The 15,070-nt window shown below is 72.0% G+C and carries 17 protein-coding genes; 11 read left to right on the top strand and 6 right to left on the bottom strand.

What is annotated here, in order from left to right; genetic code table 11:
- Positions 1-888 carry an amidohydrolase family protein gene (locus tag JNB61_RS06025; RefSeq protein WP_220339040.1) on the bottom strand — a complete coding sequence of 296 codons (888 nt, stop codon included), beginning with the start codon at positions 886-888 and terminating at the stop codon, positions 1-3.
- On the bottom strand, positions 885-1,814 hold the full coding sequence (locus tag JNB61_RS06020) for an SDR family NAD(P)-dependent oxidoreductase (RefSeq protein WP_220339039.1): 930 nt from the start codon (positions 1,812-1,814) through the stop codon (positions 885-887). The genes JNB61_RS06025 and JNB61_RS06020 overlap by 4 nt, the downstream gene beginning before the upstream one ends.
- Positions 1,815-1,907: 93 nt before the next feature.
- On the opposite strand from JNB61_RS06020, the gene JNB61_RS06015 reads away from it, so the two are divergent.
- Positions 1,908-2,372 (top strand): MarR family winged helix-turn-helix transcriptional regulator, encoded by a 465-nt coding sequence (locus JNB61_RS06015; protein WP_220339038.1) that lies wholly within the window; start codon positions 1,908-1,910, stop codon positions 2,370-2,372.
- A 34-nt stretch (positions 2,373-2,406) separates the two neighbouring features.
- Here the strand turns inward: JNB61_RS06015 and JNB61_RS06010 are convergent, their stop codons facing one another.
- The 3 genes from JNB61_RS06010 to JNB61_RS06000 form a co-directional block, all read right to left on the bottom strand.
- Positions 2,407-3,633 (bottom strand): MFS transporter, encoded by a 1,227-nt coding sequence (locus JNB61_RS06010; RefSeq protein WP_223214646.1) that lies wholly within the window; start codon positions 3,631-3,633, stop codon positions 2,407-2,409.
- A 170-nt stretch (positions 3,634-3,803) separates the two neighbouring features.
- A complete protein-coding gene (locus tag JNB61_RS06005; RefSeq protein WP_220339037.1) occupies positions 3,804-4,988 on the bottom strand; it encodes a 4-hydroxybenzoate 3-monooxygenase in 1,185 nt (394 codons plus the stop codon).
- 206 nt (positions 4,989-5,194) lie between these two features.
- Positions 5,195-5,947 (bottom strand): IclR family transcriptional regulator, encoded by a 753-nt coding sequence (locus tag JNB61_RS06000; protein ID WP_220288789.1) that lies wholly within the window; start codon positions 5,945-5,947, stop codon positions 5,195-5,197.
- A 52-nt stretch (positions 5,948-5,999) separates the two neighbouring features.
- On the opposite strand from JNB61_RS06000, the gene JNB61_RS05995 reads away from it, so the two are divergent.
- The 10 genes from JNB61_RS05995 to JNB61_RS05950 all read left to right on the top strand — a co-directional run bounded on the left by JNB61_RS05995 (position 6,000) and on the right by JNB61_RS05950 (position 14,779).
- On the top strand, positions 6,000-6,758 hold the full coding sequence (locus tag JNB61_RS05995) for an IclR family transcriptional regulator (protein ID WP_220339036.1): 759 nt from the start codon (positions 6,000-6,002) through the stop codon (positions 6,756-6,758).
- Between the two features lie 207 nt (positions 6,759-6,965).
- Positions 6,966-7,835 carry a protocatechuate 3,4-dioxygenase subunit beta gene (pcaH, locus tag JNB61_RS05990; protein WP_220288791.1) on the top strand — a complete coding sequence of 290 codons (870 nt, stop codon included), beginning with the start codon at positions 6,966-6,968 and terminating at the stop codon, positions 7,833-7,835.
- Positions 7,835-8,413, top strand: coding sequence for a protocatechuate 3,4-dioxygenase subunit alpha (gene pcaG / locus JNB61_RS05985; protein ID WP_220288792.1), 579 nt, complete (start codon positions 7,835-7,837; stop codon positions 8,411-8,413). The genes pcaH and pcaG overlap by 1 nt, the downstream gene beginning before the upstream one ends.
- Positions 8,403-9,812: a lyase family protein gene (locus tag JNB61_RS05980; RefSeq protein WP_222855148.1), complete on the top strand. Its 1,410-nt coding sequence runs from the start codon at positions 8,403-8,405 to the stop codon at positions 9,810-9,812. The genes pcaG and JNB61_RS05980 overlap by 11 nt, the downstream gene beginning before the upstream one ends.
- Positions 9,809-10,588 carry an alpha/beta fold hydrolase gene (locus tag JNB61_RS05975; protein WP_220339035.1) on the top strand — a complete coding sequence of 260 codons (780 nt, stop codon included), beginning with the start codon at positions 9,809-9,811 and terminating at the stop codon, positions 10,586-10,588. The genes JNB61_RS05980 and JNB61_RS05975 overlap by 4 nt, the downstream gene beginning before the upstream one ends.
- Positions 10,585-10,986 (top strand): 4-carboxymuconolactone decarboxylase, encoded by a 402-nt coding sequence (pcaC, locus tag JNB61_RS05970; protein WP_220288794.1) that lies wholly within the window; start codon positions 10,585-10,587, stop codon positions 10,984-10,986. Before JNB61_RS05975 ends, pcaC begins: the two co-directional genes overlap by 4 nt.
- A 236-nt stretch (positions 10,987-11,222) precedes the next feature.
- Complete coding sequence (locus tag JNB61_RS05965; protein WP_220339034.1) at positions 11,223-11,984, top strand: 3-oxoacid CoA-transferase subunit A; 762 nt, start codon at positions 11,223-11,225, stop codon at positions 11,982-11,984.
- The gene (locus tag JNB61_RS05960) at positions 11,981-12,667 is read left to right on the top strand and encodes a 3-oxoacid CoA-transferase subunit B (protein ID WP_220339033.1); all 687 of its coding nucleotides are present in this window, start codon (positions 11,981-11,983) and stop codon (positions 12,665-12,667) included. The genes JNB61_RS05965 and JNB61_RS05960 overlap by 4 nt, the downstream gene beginning before the upstream one ends.
- 1 nt (position 12,668) lies before the next feature.
- Positions 12,669-13,841, top strand: coding sequence for a thiolase family protein (locus JNB61_RS05955; RefSeq protein WP_220339032.1), 1,173 nt, complete (start codon positions 12,669-12,671; stop codon positions 13,839-13,841).
- Positions 13,842-13,969: 128 nt separating this feature from the next.
- Positions 13,970-14,779 (top strand): IclR family transcriptional regulator domain-containing protein, encoded by an 810-nt coding sequence (locus JNB61_RS05950; protein WP_220339031.1) that lies wholly within the window; start codon positions 13,970-13,972, stop codon positions 14,777-14,779.
- Here JNB61_RS05950 and JNB61_RS05945 read toward each other — a convergent pair.
- Positions 14,776-15,057: a hypothetical protein gene (locus JNB61_RS05945; protein WP_220288799.1), complete on the bottom strand. Its 282-nt coding sequence runs from the start codon at positions 15,055-15,057 to the stop codon at positions 14,776-14,778. The two genes, JNB61_RS05950 and JNB61_RS05945, sit on opposite strands and share 4 nt — an antisense overlap.
- Positions 15,058-15,070 lie beyond the last annotated feature (13 nt).

Here is a 15,070-nt window from a genome sequence, read left to right as displayed (position 1 = left end):
TCAGCCTCCGAGCCCCAGGAGCCGCGCCGCGTTGTCCTTGAGGATGCCGGGCAGCACCTCGGGCTTGAAGGAGCCCATGGTCTCGGCATCCCTCATCCACCGGTCGGGGGTGAGCAGGGGGAAGTCCGAGCCGAAGAGCACCCGCTTCTTCAGGTACGAGTTCGCGGCACGCACCAGCGACTCGGGGAAGTACTTGGGGCTCCAGCCGGAGAGGTCGATCCACGTGTTGTGCTTGTGGGTCGCCACGGAGAGGGCCTCGTCCTGCCAGGGCACCGAGGGGTGGGCCATGATGATCTGCAGCTCGGGGAACCGGGCCGCGACCGGGTCGAGCAGCATCGGGTTCGAAAGGCCCAGCAGCAGGCCGCGCCCACCGGGAAGGCCCGCGCCGATGCCGGTCTGGCCGGTGTGGAAGAGGGCCACGACCCCCGCCTCCTGCAGCACCTCGTACAGGGGGAAGTGCGCCTCGTCGGACGGGTCGAAGCCCTGCACCGTCGGGTGGAACTTGAAGCCGCGCACCCCGTTCTCGTCGATGAGGCGCCGAACGCGATCGAGCGCGTCGGGCCGGCGCGGGTCGACCGAGCCGAACGGGATGAGCGCGTCATTGTTGCGCGCCGCGCCCTCGGCGATCTCGGCGCTCGACAGCGGAGCGTGGCCGAGCTGGGTCTCGGCATCCACCGTGAACACGACCGCCGCCATCCGGCGCTCGCGGTAGTACTCCGCCACCGAGTCGAGGTCGGGGTTCGGGCCGTCGGTGCTGAAGTACTCGGCCGCGCCGGCGGCGAGATCCTCGGGGAGCGAGGCGTGACCGTGACCGTCGACCTCGATGTGCACGTGCACGTCGATCGCCGTGATGGCGTCGAGGTCGATCGCCGGTTCGTAGCGGGTCACGGGCGCTGAAGTTCTTCGGGCAGCGGCGGGAACTTCTCGCCGACGGTCTGCAGCTCGCCGACCGCCTCTGCGAACCCGGATGCGAGGTCGTCGTGGGACCAGCCGCCCTCGCGGTAGGCGGTCGCGACGGCCTCGGGGTGCGACCACAGCTGCAGCCTGTCGCCACCGACACCGATGGCCTGACCGGTGACGCCGGCCGCAGCATCCGATGCGAGATAGGCGATGAGCCCCGCGACGTCGTCGGAGGTGCCGAACCCGAGGTCGTGGCGGAAGAAGGCCGGCATGGGCTCGCCCGCCGCATCTGCCTCGACGGCGGCGGCGAAGTACGGCACGGTCGCGGTCATGGCGGTCGCGGCGACGGGGATGACGGCGTTCGCCGTGATGCCGGCGCGCTTGAGCTCGAGGGCCCACGTGCGCACCATGCCGACGATGCCGGCCTTGGCGGCGGCGTAGTTCGTCTGGCCGAAGTTGCCGCGCTGGCCGGTGGGGGAGCCGATGCAGATGATGCGGCCGGGCACCTCGTTCTCGCGCATCCAGCTCGCGGCCTCGCGCACGCACGTGAAGGTCCCGCGCAGGTGCACGTTGATGACGGTGTCGAAGTCGTCGTCGCTCATCTTCCAGAGCACCGTGTCGCGCAGGACCCCGGCGTTGGTCACCAGGATGTCGAGCCGCCCGAAGGTGTCGACCGCGGTGCGCACCAGCTGCTGCGCCGTCTCGGTGGGCCCGACCGGTGCCACGACCGCGACCGCGCGGCCGCCTTCCGCGGTGATCGTGGCGACGGCCTCCGCCGCCGTGGCCTCGTCGACGTCGTTGATCACGACGGCGGCCCCCTGCCGGGCGAGTTCCTGGGCGTAGGCGAGGCCGAGGCCGCGGCCCGACCCGGTGACGATGGCGACCTTGCCGTCGAGCGGTGCGTGCGAAGACATGCGTGAACTCCTTCGTGTCGGGTCCATTGAAGACCCAACTGTTGAAAAAGTCAATCATTCCGTTCGTCCATTAATTGGACTAGCATCGTGGCCATGCCGAAAGCCGCTGATGTCGCCGCCACACCGGGCCTGCGCTCGTCGGCACTCAGCGACGACCTGAGCTTTCTTCTGGCGCGGGCCAACGCCATCGCGCTCGCCGCCGGAAACGCAGCCCTGTCGGAGCACGGGCTCAAGGCGCGGTCGTACTCCGTCCTGGTGCTGGCGTCGGGAGATGCCCGGCCCTCCCAGCGCGAGCTCGCCGAGTTCCTCCGGCTCGATCCCAGCCAGGTGGTGAGCCTCGTCGACGAGCTGCAGTCGCGCAGACTCGTCGAGCGTCAGCCCGACCCGGCCGACCGGCGCGCGAACGTCGTCGTCGCCACGGCCGCCGGGCGGGCGCTCGTCGCCGCGGCCGGCGAGGCCGCACGCGCCGCCGAGGAGCGTGTCCACGCCGACCTGTCGACCGATGACCGCGAGACGCTCGCGAGACTGCTGCGCGCGTTGGCCTTCCCCGGGGAATGACCGGCCGGGCGCCGGGGGCGCAGCATCCGTCCCGCTATCGGCGTTCGAGGACGTAGCGGTCGCGCCCGGCGAACACGCCCACCACCGTCAGGGCCAGAAGGACGGCGAGCACGAGCGCGAGCGATGCGGTCCAGCCTCCCGTGAGGCTGTGCAGGGCGCCGAAGGCGATCGGCCCGAGTGCGGCGATGACGTAGCCGACCGACTGCGACATGCCCGACAGCGCCGTCGACGTGTCGTGGTCGCGGGCGCGCTGAGCCATGAGCGTGAGCGACATCGCGAGGGTCGCGCCGCCGGTGAGCCCGATGAGCGAGCCCCACAGCAGCACGCCGCCCGGGGCGATCATGAGCCCGGCGACGCCGACGACCGCCAGCGACGGGATGAGTGCCGGCGCCCAGCGCTCGAGGCCGCCCCGGAGTGCCAGCGGCAGCAGCAGGCAGCCGGCGAGCGAGAACAGCTGATAGACCATGACGTCGATGCCGGCGACGACCTCGGAGCGCCCGATCGACATCGACAGCGGCGCGAGCCACGTCACGAACATGTAGAACATGGATGCCTGCAGGCCCATGTAGGCGGCGACCAGCCAGGCGATCGGGTCGCGCCAGATGCCGGTGCGCCCGCGCGGTGCCGAAGAGCGATCGTGCGCGCGTCCGGCGCCGCGGTGCGCCCACCACCATGCGGCGATCGCGAACGGCAGGAGTGCGGCTCCGGTCACGAGGAGGGCGAAGCGCCAGCCGGCCGGATCGCCGCCGAGCTCGATGTGCGAGATCGGCACGACCACGCCCGACGAGACGGCGCCCAGGCCCGCGAGCAGCGCGGTGTACGCCGCGGTCACGGCGGGCACGTGCCCGGCGAACTCGCGCTTGACCACGGCGGGCATGAGCACGTTGATGATGGCGATCCCGATGCCGATGATCGCCGTGCCGATCCACAGGCTCGCCACCGGGCCCGGGATCGAGCGCACGAGGGTGCCGGCGAGCAGCACCAGCAGCGACCACAGCAGCACGCGCGGCTGCCCGAACCGGCGGCTGAGGTCGTGCGCGAGCGGCGAGAACAGCGCCCACGCGACGAGCGGCACCGCGGCGAGCAGCCCCAGCGCCGAGACCGACATGCCGGTGTCGGCGCCGATCTGATCGAGGAGCGGCCCGAGCCCCGTGATCGCCGGGCGCATGTTCATCGCGACGAGGCACACCGCCGCGAGCAGCATCAGGGCCGATGCCGTGCGCGACGGCTCGGTGCGCGTGGTCCGCGACGGTGAGGCCATAGGCACCGGACTATAGCCCAGGCCTTCCCCGTAGCATCCGCTCATTCCCGTTGAGCGGCAATGCCGGGTCGTGGGGGTTTGGGGCGCGGCGCGTCCGTTCGGGGCGCGCGGCGTGCGCCCCGAACGCGCGGCGTGCGCCCCGAACCGACCTCACCGAGGGAACCGCGGCGTCAGGCGAGGCCTTCGAGAGGCCAGCCGGTGTACGCCTCCGCGAGGAACCGGCGGCCTGCCTCTGACTCGACGACCGAGCGCAGCTCGCCGAGCTGGCGCAGGCGGTCGAAGTCCGACGCGTCGGGGGCGACGTGGAGCATGTTCGTCATCCACCACGAGAAGTGCTGCGCCTTCCAGATGCGGTGGAGCGCCTTCTCCGGGAACGCCTCGATGAGCCGGTCGTCGTTCTCGAGTAGCAGCGCACGCAGCGCGCGCTCGAGCACGAGCACGTCGGCGACGGCGAGGTTCATGCCCTTCGCACCGGTCGGCGGCACCGTGTGCGCGGCATCGCCGATGAGCGCGACGCGGCCGTTGAGCAGTTCGTGGGCGACGAAGCTGCGGAACCGCAGCACGTCGCGCTGGAAGATCGGGCCCTCCTTGAGCGTGGTGCCGGGCACACGCTTCTGCAGCTCCTCCCACAGCTGCTCCTCGCTGAGGGCGTTCGGGTCGGCGTTCGGGTCGCACTGGAAGTACATGCGCTGCACCGTGGCGCTGCGCTGGCTGATGAGGGCGAAGCCGTCGGGGGAGTTGCTGTAGATGAGTTCCTCGGCGCTCGGCGGCGCCTCGCACAGGATGCCGAACCACGCGAACGGGTACTCGCGGAAGTAGCCTCCGGTGTGCGAGCCGGTCACGGCCTCGCGCACGACGCTGCGCGATCCGTCTGAGCCCACGACGAACTCGGCCTCGATCTCGAGGGGGTCGCCGTTCGCGTCGGTCGCGATCACGCGAGGGCGATCGGATGCTGCGTCCTCCACCCGCAGCGCGGTCACGCCGAAGCGCAGATCCTGGCCCTTGCCGAGGCGCACGGCGATGAGGTCCTTGAGCGCCTCGTGCTGGGGGTAGAGCCAGACGCCGCGGCCGACGAGGTCGGCGAAGTCGATGCGGTGGCCGTGACCCGCGAAGCGCAGCTCGATGCCGTCGTGGCGGTGGCCGACCGTGCGCACGCGGCTGGACGCACCCGACGAGTCGAGCACCTCGACGGTGCCCTGCTCGAGGATGCCGGCGCGGATCGTGGTCTCGATCTCTTCGCGCGACCGCTGGTCGATGACGACCGACTCGATGCCGGCGATCCCGAGCAGGTGCGAGAGCAGCAGCCCGGCGGGACCGGCGCCGACGATGGCGACGCGGGTGCGGATCGTGGACATGGACGTCTCCTTCGACGTTCGTGGTGGAACGGATGCCTCGGCCCAGTGTGACCCCGTCGCGCCCGGGTCGGCGTGGATTCCCGTTCATCGGGAAGGTGTCGTCTTCCTCAGCTGAGGATCCGGGCTGAGGTGAGGAGAGCGAAACCGGTTCTGCTCCTCAGCGCGGCCCTGGACCTCAGATGAGGATGGGGATGGCGCCGGGGGAGTCAGCGGCGGTCGGCCCGCAGGTCGGCCTCGATGCCGGCGGCGGCCTCGCGCAGCGCCTGGACGGCGGCCGCCGGGTCGGTCTCCCGCGGCAGCACGACCGACAGAGCGGCGACGACCTCGCCGGCGTCGCGGATCGGCACGGCCACGCCGGTCGACACGGCCTCGATCGAGCCGGGCGCCACCACAACCCCGGCACGGCGCACCTCGGCGAGGAGGCGGCGCAGGCGCGCAGCATCCGTCACCGTCTCCGGCGCCAGGGCGCGCAGCGCGCCGGCGAGCACGCGTTCGCGCAGCGCGGAGGGCGCGTAGGCGAGCAGGACGAGCCCCGACGACGAGGCGTGCAGCGGGAGCCGGCCCGCGATGCGGGTGATGTTCGCACCGGCGTCGGGGTGGGAGAGGCGCTCGAGGAAGAGGGCCTCGTCCTGCTCGAGCACGGCGAGCTGGGTGTGCTCGCGGATGCGCGCCTGCACCTGCTCCATGTGCGGGAGCGCGGCCTGGCGCAGGCGCAGCGCCGTCGAGCCGCGGAGGGCGAGCTCCCACAGGCGCATGCCCAGGTGCACGCGGCGGTCCTCGTCGCGTTCGAGCAGGCCCGCGTCGACGAGCTCGTCGACGATGCGGTGCGCGGTCGACGACGGGAGCCGGGCGCGACGGCCGATCTCCGACGCCGATTGCATCGAGCGCTCGGCGGTGAACGTCTCGAGCACGCGCACGATGCGGTCGGTCATCGAGTCGCCGGAGGGCGAGTTGGCCATGCGCCCACTCTGCCACCCCGACTATCCGGGTAACGTCGCTCGGGGAGGACGCATGGGCGACGGCGAGGGGGTGCTCGAGCGCACGCTGCGCGTGCTCGGCTGCTTCACCGACGACGAGCCGGCGGTCACCGCGACGACGCTCGCCGCCCGCACCGGGCTCGCGTCGTCGACGCTGCACCGGCTGCTCGCGACGCTCGTGGCCGAAGGGCTGCTCACGCGCGGCCCCGGACACACCTACGCCATCGGCCCTCGGCTGTGGGAGCTCGGCGAGCTCTCGCCGCTCTCGCTGCGGCTGCGCGAGACGGCGCTGCCGCACATGGTGCGCCTGTACGAGGCGACGGGCGAGAACGTGCACCTCGCCGTGCTCGACGGAGCGACGCCCGCGACGACGACCGCGCTGTACGTCGGGCGCCTCACGGGACGCCAGTCGATCCCGACCCTCAGCCGCATGGGCGGACGCGGCCCTCTGCACACGACCGGGGTCGGCAAGGCGCTGCTCGCGACGCGCGACGAAGGATGGCTGCGCCAGTACTTCGAGGCCCCGCTCGAGCGCGAGACCGTGAACTCGATCACGACCGAGCCGGAGCTCCGCGCCGACATCGCGCGCACTCGCGCCCTCGGCTACGCGACGACCCGCGAGGAGATGACCCTCGGGAACGTCTCGGTCGCCGCCGCGCTGCCCCGCGTCGAGGGTCTGCCGCCCATCGCGCTGGGTCTCGTGGTGCACCTGGCGCGCGCCGACGAGCGGCGGCTCGGCCCCCTCGTGGTGCAGGCCGCGAAGGACCTCCACCACGACCTCCGGGTGACGTAGGCGGGGGAGCTCCTGGGTTTGGGGCGCACTCCGTACGTTCGGGGCGTGCGTCGCGCGCCCCGAATGCGCGCGCCGCGCCCCAAACCCGTGGCCGGGACGGATGCTGCGGGCCGCAGCATCCGTGATTCCCACTGAGCGGGAATCCACGGGGCGGCGGCCGCTGCGGAGTGCGACCCTGGGACGACCCGAGTCGTCGAAGGAGACCTCATGACACAGGCCCAGGCCGATCCCCGGGGCGAGGAGGCGTTCTCGTCGTCGGTGGTGCTGGAGCAGACCGCGGCGGCCCCCGAGTCGCTGCTCGCCTCGCCCGACCAGCTGACGCAGAACGAGATCACGCAGGAGATCGTCGACTACCACGCCGCCGCCGCGCGGCGGGAAGCCGCGGGTGAGCGGCTCAATATGAGCCTCCACGACTTCCCGCCGTACCGCTCGAGCCTGCTGCGCCACCCGACCAAGAACCCGAAGCTCGTCGACCCTGAGACGATCGAGCTGTGGTCGCCGGCCTTCGGCCAGCGCGATGTCGCGGCCATCGAGTCCGACCTCACTCTGCAGCACATCGGCGAGCCCCAGGGCGAGCGCATGACTGTCGAGGGGCGCCTCCTCGACTCGTGGGGCCGCCCGCTCGCGAACCAGCTCGTCGAGATCTGGCAGGCGAATGCCGCGGGCCGGTACATCCACCAGCGGGATCAGCATCCTGCCCCGCTCGACCCGAACTTCACCGGCGCCGGACGCACCGTCACCGACGACGACGGGTTCTACAAGTTCACGACCATCAAGCCGGGCGCGTACCCCTGGAAGAACCATGTCAACGCGTGGCGCCCTGCGCACATCCACTTCTCGATCTTCGGCACGGGCTTCACGCAGCGCCTCGTGACGCAGATGTACTTCCCGGGCGACCCGCTGTTCCCGCTCGATCCGATCTACAACACGATCTGGCGTCAGAAGGACCGCGACCGCCTGATCGGGCAGTACGACCACGACCTGTCGGTGCCCGAGTTCTCGATGGGCTACCGCTTCGACATCGTCGTCGACGGCCCCGACGCGACCTGGTTCGAGCCGGAAGAAGGAGAGCACTGATGGCCGCTCGCACCAAGCGCGACCTGGGCCCGAAGACCCACGAGCCCACCGGCGGTCAGACCGTCGGCCCGTTCTTCGCCTTCGGCCTGGACTACGACAAGAAGCACCAGGTGGTGTTCCCGCACAGCCCCGGCTCGGTCGTGCTGGGCGGCACCGTGTTCGACGGCGCCGGCAACCCGATCCCCGACGCGGTCATCGAGATCTGGAGCGCGGACGAGAACGGCCGCATCCCTCGGGCCCACGGCGCCTTCCGCCGCGACGACCACTCGTTCACGGGCTTCGGCCGCGCGGCGACGACGGACGTCGGCCGCTACGAGTTCTGGACCCGCAATCCCGGCCCGGTCGACGGCGGGGCACCGTTCTACTCCGTCATCGTGTTCGCACGCGGCCTTCCCGACAAGCTCGTCACCCGCGTCTACCTGCCCGAGCACGAGGAGCTGCTCGCCGCCGACGCCCTCCTCTCCTCGCTCGACGCCGACGAGCGCGCTACGCTCATCGCGACGCGCCTGCCGGACGGCAACCTGCACCACGACATCCACCTGCAGGGCGAGAAGGAGACCGTGTTCCTTGCCTTCTGACCGTGACCGGCCCGCACTCGATGTGGGCCTGCTCTCGCCCGTGACCGTCGGTCACGACGAGACGGTGACGGATGCCGCGTACCTCGACGCGCTCGTCACGGCCGAGGTCGCGCTGGTGAGGGCGTATCGGGAGCTGGGTCTCGCGCCGGCCGAGGCGGTGGACGAGATCGAGACCGAGTTCGGCTGGCGCAGCGGCCTGCGCGGATGCCCTGACCACGGCGTCGACCTCGCGGCGCTGACGGCGGCGGCCGTCGCCGGCGGCAACCCGGTGATCCCGCTGGTCGGGCGGCTCAAGGAGCGCGTCGGCGCCGGCTCCCGGACCTGGATCCACCGCGGTGCGACCAGTCAGGACATCGTCGACACCGCCGCGATGCTCGTCGCGCGTGCGGCGACGAGTCGCATCGCGGCGTCGCTCGCGCACGCGGAGGTCTTGCTGCGCTCGCTTGCCCGTTCGCGACGGGACGAGGTCGCGGCGGCGCGCACCCTGACCCAGCACGCCGTGCCGACCACCGTCGGGCTGCGTGCCGCCGGGTGGCTCCGCGGCGTGGCACGCGCCAGGGAGCGCGTCGAGGACGCCCAGCACCGGCTGCCTGCCCAGCTGGGCGGCGCGGCGGGAACGCTCGCGTCGTTCACCGAGGTCGCTGGAACGGAGGCGGCCGCCGACCTGCCGGCCGCCTTCGCGCACGAACTCGGGCTCGCGGCGCCCGACGCCCCGTGGCACACGAACCGCTGGCCGATCACCGAGCTGGGGGATGCCCTCGTCCAGGCCGTCGACGCGGTCGGGAAGATCGCCACGGATGTCGCGACCCTCAGCCGTACCGAGATCGGCGAACTGGCGGAGGGCTCAGGGGGCGGATCGTCGGCGATGCCGCAGAAGCGCAACCCCGCGGCATCCGTCCTCATCCGCTCCGCCGCGCTGCGCGCACCACAGCTCGGCGCGACGCTGCACCTCGCGTCCGCCCTCGCCGCCGATGAGCGCCCGGACGGCGCGTGGCACGCCGAGTGGCCGGTGCTCCGCGAACTGCTGCGTCTCGCGCTCGGCGCGACCGCCCACGCCGCGACGCTCGTGGCCGGCCTGCACGTCGACACCGACGCCGTCGAGCGCAACCTCGCGTCGACAGGCGGGCTCATCGTCGCCGAGCGGCTCTCGGTCGTGCTCGGGCCGGTCCTGGGATCGGCGCGCGTGTCGGATCTGGTGGCCGATGCAGCCGGGGGAGCAGACCTGGCCGCCGCCTTGACGGCGCTTCCCGAGGTGGGCTCGGTCGCCGCAGAGCGGGGTGTCGCCCCCCCGGCGTTCGTCGCCGATCTGCTCGACCCCGCCCGCTACATAGGCCTCGCCGGTCGCCTCGTCGACGACGCGGTGGCCCCCGAGGCATCCCATCGAGAGGACAACGCGTGACCGTCCCCGCCATCTTCGTCACCACCCCGGCCGGCCGGGAAGGTGCGCCGCTGCTCGTGCTCGGTCCGTCGCTGGGCACCTCGACGCTGCTGTGGGATCGCGTGATCCCGGCGCTCGCCGAGCGGTACCGGGTCGTCGCGTGGGACCTGCCGGGCCACGGCGCGGCGCCGGCGTCCGCCGAGCCGTTCACGATCGGCGAGCTCGCCGATGCCGTCGCGGATGCGATCGACGAACCCTTCCTCTACGCCGGGGTGTCGCTCGGCGGCTGCGTCGGCCTCGAGCTGCTCCTGCGTCACCCCGACCGCGTCCGCGCGGCCGCCATCATCTGCTCCGGCGCCTCGATCGGAGAGGCCCCGGCGTGGCACGCGCGAGCCGCGCAGGTGCGCGCGCAGAGCACGTCGAGCCTCATCATCGGCTCCGCCCAGCGGTGGTTCGCGCCCGGCTCCATCGAGCGCGACCCCGACCTGACGGGTCGGCTGCTGCATGCCCTCCAGGACGCGGACGACGAGAGCTACGCGCTGTGCTGCGAGGCCCTCGCGGGCTTCGACGTGCGCGACCGACTCGGCGAGATCGGCGCGCCGGTGCTCGCGGTGTGGGGCGATCACGACGGCGTCACGCCCGAGGCATCCGCTCGCGAGATCGCGGACGGCGTGCGCGCAGGCGAGGCGGTCGGACTGACGGATGCCTCGCACCTGCCACCCGCGGACGCCCCGGCTCCGCTCGCCGAGGCGCTGCTGCACTTCTTCGACACCGTCGCGGCGGAGCGCGCGGCATGACCCGCCCCGACGGCGAGGGCCTCACCGACGAGGAGCGCTACGACCAGGGCATGATGGTGCGCCGCGAGGTGCTGTCGGACGCCCACGTCGACCGCGCGATCGCCGGCACGACCGAGCTGACCGCGGACTTCCAGGACTTCATCACCCGCGTCGCGTGGGGCGACATCTGGTCGCGACCGGGCCTGGATCGCCGCTCGCGCTCCGTCGCGGTGCTCACGGCCCTCATCGCGCTCGGCCATCACGAGGAGCTCGCGATGCACCTGCGCGCCGCCCTGCGCAACGGGCTGACGGTCGACGAGGTCAAGGAAGTCATCCTCCAGGCCGGCCTCTACTGCGGCGTCCCCGCCGCGAACACGGCATTCCGCATCGCGAAGGACGTGTTCGCCGAGGCCGAGTAGCCGACCTTCCCATCCTGGTTTGGGGCGCGTCGCGTGCATTCGGGGCGTGCGGCGTGCGCCCCGACTGGGCGCGCTGCGCCCCAAACGAGGGAGAGGAGAGAGGACGAGACGATGCGGCGGCCTGGAGCTCACACGAAGACCAGGGACGGGTGGGGGTTCCGGTGACCCCGAGGTCTGCAGTACAATAGCCGCATAGCGTACATGTGTTCGCAGAGCGAACAGCAAGGAGGCAGTTCGTGATCGACAAGACCGTGGCGTCCGTCGAGGAGGCCGTGGCCGGCATCCGTGACGGTGCGACCATCATGATCGGCGGCTTCGGGCGCGCCGGGCAGCCCGTGGAGCTGATCGACGCGCTCATCGCCCAGGGGGCGGGGGAGCTCACGATCATCAACAACAACGCCGGCAACGGCGACGTGGGCCTGGCGGCGCTGCTCGCGAAGAAGCGCGTCCGCAAGATCCTCTGCTCCTTCCCGCGTCAGCACGATTCGTGGGTGTTCGACGGCCTGTACCGCGCGGGCGAGATCGAACTGGAGCTTGTGCCGCAGGGCAACCTCGCCGAGCGCATCCGCGCGGCGGGGGCCGGCATCGGCGCGTTCTTCTCGCCGACGGGCGTGGGCACCGAGCTCGCCGACGGCAAGGAGATTCGCGAGATCGACGGCCGCCGGTACGCGCTGGAGTACCCCATAAAGGCCGATGTCGCGCTCATCAGCGCGTACCGCGCCGACCGCTGGGGCAACCTCGTCTACCGCGAGACCGCGCGCAACTTCGGTCCCATCATGGCCTCGGCCGCCACGACCACGATCGTGCAGGTCGACGAGATCGTGCCGCTCGGCTCGATCGACCCCGAGACCGTCGTCACACCCGGCATCTTCGTGGACCGCGTCGTCGCGGTGGGCGAGCGCGCCTGGCTCGACGGCGGCGCCTTCATCGGGGGCGTGGACATCGAAGGCCGCCCGCTCGAGAACGCGGCCGGGATCGAGACGGAGGTCGACCAGTGAGCACCGAGACCGGCCAGGCCACGCGCATCACCCGCGCCCAGCTCGCCGCGCGAATCGCGCAGGACATCCCCGAGGGATCCTTCGTCAACCTCGGCATCGGCGCCCCCACGCTCGTCGCCGACTACCTGCCCGAGGGCCAGGAGATCATCCTCCACACCGAGAACGGCATGCTCGGCATGGGCCCGTCGCCCGAGCCCGGCCAGATCGACCCGGATCTGATCAACGCCGGCAAGCAGCCGGTCACCGCGCTGGCCGGTGCCGCGTACTTCCACCACGCCGACTCGTTCGGCATGATGCGAGGCGGCCACCTCGACGTGTGCGTGCTCGGCGCGTTCCAGGTCTCGCAGGGCGGCGACCTCGCGAACTGGTCGACCGGCGCACCCGGGGCGATCCCCGCGGTCGGCGGCGCGATGGACCTCGCCATCGGCGCCAAGAACGTCTACGTCATGACCGACCTGCTGACCAAGGCCGGCGAGTCCAAGCTCGTCGAGGCCTGCACGTACCCGCTCACCGGCGTCGGCTGCGTCACGCGCGTCTACACCGACCATGCGGTCTTCGACGTCACGCCCGAGGGCTTCGCGGTGCGCGAGGCCTTCGGAGACAACACCGTGAAGCTCCTCGCCGAGCTGACGGGCCTGGAATTGACGGATGCTGCGAGCCGCGGCATCCAGGAAGGTGAATGACATGGCGACCTACGTCTACGACGCCGTCCGCACACCGTTCGGCCGCGCCGGCGGCGCGCTGTCGGGCGTCAGGCCCGACGACCTCGCCGCCGTCGTGATGAAGGCGACGATCGAGCGCACCGGCCTCGATCCGGTGCGCATCGACGACGTGATCTTCGGCGACGCGAACCAGGCCGGTGAGGACAACCGCAACGTCGCGCGCATGGGCGCGCTGCTGGCCGGCTTCCCGACGACGGTGACCGGCGTGACCGTCAACCGGCTGTGCGCGTCGTCGGTCGAAGCCGTGATCCAGGGGTCGCGCGCCATCGAGGCGGGCGATGCCGACATCGTGCTGGCCGGCGGAGTGGAGTCGATGAGCCGCGCGCCCTTCGTCGTGGAGAAGTCGCCGCGACCCTGGCCGAGCGTGGGCAACCAGACGCTGTGGAACACCTCCATCGGGTGGCGGATGACCAACCCGAAGCTCCCGAAGCACTGGACGATCTCGAACGGCGAGTCCGCGGAGAAGATCGCACGCGAGCAGGGCATCTCCCGCGAGGCGCAGGACGAGTTCGCGGTCCGCTCGCACCGCCTGGCCGCCGCCGCGTGGGCCGCCGGCGTCTACGACGGCGAGATCGTGCAGGTGCCCGGCGCCGAGCTGGCGCGGGACGAGGGCATCCGCGACGACACCTCTGTCGAGAAGCTCGCCGGGCTGAAGGCCCTGTTCGCCGCCGACGGCGAGGGCAGCGTCACGGCCGGCAACTCATCGCCGATCAACGACGGCGCCTCCGCGGTGCTGCTCGGCCGTGAGGGCGCGCTGGACGGCGAGCCGCTGGCCCGCATCACCGCGCGCGCGGCGCACGGCGTCGACCCCGACCAGTTCCCGCTGGCGCCGATCGAGGCTGCGAACAAGGCGCTCGCCCGCGCCGGGCGCACCTGGGCCGATGTGGACCTCGTCGAGCTCAACGAGGCGTTCGCGTCGCAGTCGCTCGCCGACATCCAGGGGTGGGCCGGCCTCGACCCGGAGCGCGTCAACATCCACGGCGGTGCGCTCGCGATCGGGCACCCGCTCGGGGCATCGGGCGGCCGCATCATCGGCCACGCCGCGCACGAGCTCGCCCGTCGCGGGGGCGGCGTCGCGGTCGCTGCGATCTGCATCGGCGTCGGGCAGGGGCTCGCCGTCGTGCTCGAGCGCTGAGCATGGCCCGCGGCCTGGCGCTACCGCTCCAGTCTCCTGCGAGTGCGGCGTCGTCCGACGAAGCGGTCGCAGGAAACTGCAGCACTCGACCGGTCCGACGCCTGTGGCGGCATCGGTAGGGTGAGCCGGTGACCTCGTCCGCAGATGCCTCCCTTGAGCCGGCCACCGGCGAGTCCGGTCGCGGCAGCGACGTCGTCCAGTCGCTGGCGCGCGGGCTCGCCGTCATCCGGGCCTTCGATGCGGAGCATCCCGAACTGACGCTGAGCGACGTGGCCCGCCGCGCCGACATCACGCGGGCGGCAGCCGGGCGCTTCCTGCGCACGCTCGAGCAGCTGGGCTACGTCCGCGCGGCCGGACGCACCTTCTCGCTGACGCCGCGCGTGCTCGAGCTCGGCTTCAGCTACCTCTCGGCGCTCTCGATCCCCGAGATCGTGCAGCCTCACCTCGAGCGACTGTCGCGCGAGGTCGACGAGAGCGTCTCGGCGGCCGTCCTCGACGGCGGCGACATCGTCTACATCGCGCGCGTTCCGACCCGGCGCATCATGAGCGTCCGCATCACGATCGGCACCCGGTTCCCCGCGTTCGCGACGTCGATGGGGCGCGTGCTGCTGGCTGGCCTGCGGGCTGGATCCCTCGACGAGCTGCTCGAGGCATCCGCTCTCCCGTCCCTCACCGAGCGCACGCTCACCGATCCCCACGCGCTGCGCGCGGAGCTCGACCGCGTGCGCGCGCAAGGCTGGTCCCTCGTCGACGGCGAGCTCGAGCCTGGCCTTCGCTCGGTGGCCGTGCCGCTGCACGATCGCCGCGGCGACGTGGTGGCCGCCGTCAACGTCTCCACCAGCGCGACGCGGGACTCGGTCGACCACGTCGTGAATGAGTACCTGCCGCCGTTGCAGCGCACTGCCGACGCCATCGACGCGGAGCTGCGGCTGGTCTAGCGCGTCGGCCCTTCGACGTCGGCGCGAACCTCCGCGTGCCCGACGCCGACGCCGTGGCCGACCAGCCGCTCGATCCCGGCGAGGGTGACGGCGCCGGTGAACGTGACGGCCGCGACGACGACGAGGAGCCGGGCCCACGCCTCGATCGAGGCCACGCCCGCGACGTCGTACGTCTCGTAGTCGGTGAGCTGCCACGTGACAACGGTCAGCATGAAGGCGACGGCGAGCGACAGAGCTCCTGCGACCCATAGCGAGACCGCCCACGGATTGCGCGTCATGCGCACATCCTGT

It is taken from the genome of Microbacterium ureisolvens, assembly GCF_019511645.1.
In the GTDB taxonomy this organism is placed as follows: Bacteria; Actinomycetota; Actinomycetes; order Actinomycetales; family Microbacteriaceae; genus Microbacterium; species Microbacterium ureisolvens_A.
Note: the sequence above shows the minus strand (reverse complement) of the source record. Positions and strands in the feature narration are given on the sequence as shown.